At 53.5% G+C, this 2920-nt stretch carries 4 protein-coding genes and 1 pseudogene; 3 read left to right on the forward strand and 2 right to left on the reverse strand.

Translation table 11 applies throughout. The features are described from left to right. Positions 1 to 162: 162 nt before the first annotated feature. Positions 163 to 768 carry an AAA family ATPase gene (locus NCN04_RS10105; RefSeq protein WP_250396009.1) on the reverse strand — a complete coding sequence of 202 codons (606 nt, stop codon included), beginning with the start codon at positions 766 to 768 and terminating at the stop codon, positions 163 to 165. A gap of 80 nt (positions 769 to 848) precedes the next feature. Between NCN04_RS10105 and NCN04_RS10110 the strand changes: the two genes are divergently transcribed. Further along, positions 849 to 1271, forward strand: coding sequence for a YraN family protein (locus NCN04_RS10110; protein ID WP_250396010.1), 423 nt, complete (start codon positions 849 to 851; stop codon positions 1269 to 1271). Here NCN04_RS10110 and NCN04_RS10115 read toward each other — a convergent pair. Further along, positions 1260 to 1871, reverse strand: a complete 612-nt coding sequence (locus NCN04_RS10115) for a uridine kinase family protein (RefSeq protein WP_250396011.1) — start codon at positions 1869 to 1871, stop codon at positions 1260 to 1262. The genes NCN04_RS10110 and NCN04_RS10115 overlap by 12 nt on opposite strands. Before the next feature lie 62 nt (positions 1872 to 1933). Here NCN04_RS10115 and rsmA point away from each other — a divergent pair, with 62 nt between their 5' ends. Together rsmA and NCN04_RS10125 are read left to right on the forward strand one after the other, a co-directional pair. Next, the gene (gene rsmA, locus NCN04_RS10120; RefSeq protein ID WP_250396012.1) at positions 1934 to 2767 is read left to right on the forward strand and encodes a 16S rRNA (adenine(1518)-N(6)/adenine(1519)-N(6))-dimethyltransferase RsmA; all 834 of its coding nucleotides are present in this window, start codon (positions 1934 to 1936) and stop codon (positions 2765 to 2767) included. A 4-nt stretch (positions 2768 to 2771) separates the two neighbouring features. Then, positions 2772 to 2920 (forward strand): annotated as a pseudogene (locus tag NCN04_RS10125) (4-(cytidine 5'-diphospho)-2-C-methyl-D-erythritol kinase); the annotation flags it as partial.

Consider the following 2920-nt stretch of genomic DNA (forward strand, 5'->3'; position numbering starts at 1 on the left):
CTCGATTTGAAAAGTCGGCTCCGATCAATACCTGCTTGGCGTAATCCATGGCGGCAAATGCCGGCTGCATTGGCAGCGCCAGCGTGACCCAAAGAACCATCAGCGCAGCTAAGAAGCGCAATCGCATCGGGAGTGAGACAACTGTTGTTCAGACTAGGACTTTTAGATCCGTTTGTTCTTTTCCCGTTGAATTGCCTGCTCCAAGCTGTTCAGGCGATCGTCTCTGGCACCCCAAAGTTCAATGAAGACTGGCGGATTGTTGATTGGCATCACTGAGAATCGTTTTTCCCTGTAAATTTGTTTGAAAATGGCATCCACTTCATCGCGATAAGGAAGGTCAATGGGGCGAATTCCATCATTTTCCATGGCAATGGGCCATTGATTTGTAATCGGTAAAAAAATCAGTAGATCAAGTTTCTGGAGAGAGTCCCTTACTCTTTCTGCTAGTGATTCGACAAATTCGTCATTAATGTCAGTGGTTTTATGATTGGCGGTATATTGTGAATAAGCGATGTAATCAACTGGGCAGCGATCGAAAATAACGCAATCACTATCGTCCTGGTAGTTCATCAATCGACTGATGTTGTAGTACATCTGAATCCCGTTATGTAGTCTTGTGCTTTCTTGGCGAAAGCGAATGTCATAGCCCTCTTGATGCAATGCTCGATAGGGCTCTTCTTCGCGAATGTAGTGATCATGGCGCTTGATCCAGTCGCGTACGAATGTGCTTTTCCCTTGTGAATGAGTGCCGCTAACTGCGATGCGCATACAACGATTCAATCTTTAAGGTTTATAGCCATTCAGTTTCGCTTTTGAACTCTGCTCATCAGGGGGGAATGGTTGAGAACATGTTGTTACGCCCTCCCTTGTGGTCTAACTCTCAAGTGCAAGGAGCTCAGGCAGAGCTCTATGTCAAAGAGGTCTTGCTGCGTCATGGATGGCGCTTGTTGGAACACAACTGGAGCTGTCGGTATGGAGAAATTGATCTGCTCTTCACGAAACAGTCTTTTCCCGCGAGTCGAATCCTGGTGGTTGAGGTAAAGGCTCGTCGCCGTTCAGGGTTGGATGGTTGGGGTGTTGCTGCGTTTCATCAAGCCAAGCGAAAGCGTTTGGCCCGCACTGTGGACTGCTGGCGAGCAGCCAACGCTTGGAGTGAGGCAAGTTGTTTTGAAGTTGTGTTGGCGCTCGTGGTCCTTCCAGTGCACAGGCATGGCTTGCGCTGGATCCCTATCGACGTGCTTGATGGCATGAGTCGGAGATCACACGGCTGATTCAGTGAGCAGGCCTTGGATGACTGCAAGCGCAGCCCTTTGTCCCCGGCGTGGGTTGTTAATCACAAGCTTCGAGAACGATCGCAGTGGGCGGATAAAGGTTCGTTCACCAGGAATCATGTGCATCAACATGTGTTGGATGATCTGCATTGGGTGTCGTCCACGCTCTTGTTGATCTCGTCGGAGCCGTCGAATCATGCGCAGCAGTAAGGGTGCTTCGAGATAGAACAGCGCCGTGATCGAGCCATCGACCAGCAGGTCTTGCGGTCCATAGGCACCTTCAAGCAAGACAAGTTGATAGCGCTGATTGAGGGGTTTGCGACCCACGTCACGCGTGTGCATGTCGTAGGTACGCAAGCTGCTTGCCGTGTGTTGCGTGATCTGATCCAGCTCAGCTCGCAACGCATCGATCTCAATCGCCTCCGCTGTGTCAAATCCGAAGCGTGGGTGAGGTTGTCCACGCTGTTTGTAGTAGTTGTCGCAGCAGATCACGAGCACTTCAATCTCGATCGCGCCGAGGGCTTCTGCCAGGGCCAGGGTGAACCTAGTTTTCCCAACTGCGGAGGGGCCAGTGATGCAAACCACAGGAACCTTTGCCATCACGCTGTTGCCCCAGTCGTTCAATCCTGCATAGGGCACAGTGAATCAACGCTGTGAATGTCATGACTTTTTCAGGGCACACGGCCCGCAAGCGTTTTGGCCAGCACTGGCTGATCAATGAGCGAGTGCTGGATCGAATCGTTGAGGCCGCCGAACTTCAGGACGGGGATCGCGTGCTGGAGGTGGGGCCTGGTCGCGGGGCTCTCACCGAACGTCTCTTGGCCTCAGCGGCAGCGGCCATCCATGCGGTGGAGCTTGACCGTGACCTCGTCGCTGGGCTTCAGCAGACCTTTGCAAGCCATCCCAAGTTTTCCCTGCAGCAGGGCGACGTGTTGTCCGTTCCCTTGGAACTGTCCGGTGGGGTACCCGCCAACAAAGTTGTGGCCAATATTCCTTACAACATCACAGGACCCTTGCTGGATCGTTTGATCGGTCGTCTCGACCGCCCTGTTGATCCTTCCTATCAACGACTGGTTTTGCTGGTTCAGCATGAGGTCGCTCAACGCATTCGGGCTCGCCCAGGGCACAGCAATTTCAGTGCTTTGAGTGTGCGCATGCAGTTGTTGGGACGGTGCAGCCACGTATGCCCTGTGCCTCCACGCTGCTTTCAACCACCCCCCAAAGTGCAGTCGGAGGTGATCTGCATCGACCCTTTCCCTGCTGAGCTGCGTCCTACTGCTGCCTTGGCCCGAGGGGTGGAACGTCTGCTGAAGATGGCCTTCTTAAGTCGCCGCAAAATGCTGCGCAACACCCTGGCTCCTGTCTGCTCACCAGACCACTTGCAATCCTTGGCAGGAGCGGCAGGCATCAGCCTTCAGCAACGACCTCAGGACGTGGCACCAGACGCCTGGGTTGCCCTTGCGAAGGGTTTGAATCAAGTCGACTCTGCTGCTTGATCGGATGACCGCCACCGTTCGCGTCACCGCTCCCGCCAAAATCAATCTCCATCTAGAGGTGCTCGGTCAGCGATCCGATGGGTTTCACGAATTGGCGATGGTGATGCAAAGCATCGACCTCGCTGATCAGCTGGACTGTTCCAACAGCGCTGA

The organism is Synechococcus sp. MU1655 (assembly GCF_023630655.1).
Classification (GTDB): domain Bacteria; phylum Cyanobacteriota; class Cyanobacteriia; order PCC-6307; family Cyanobiaceae; genus Synechococcus_C.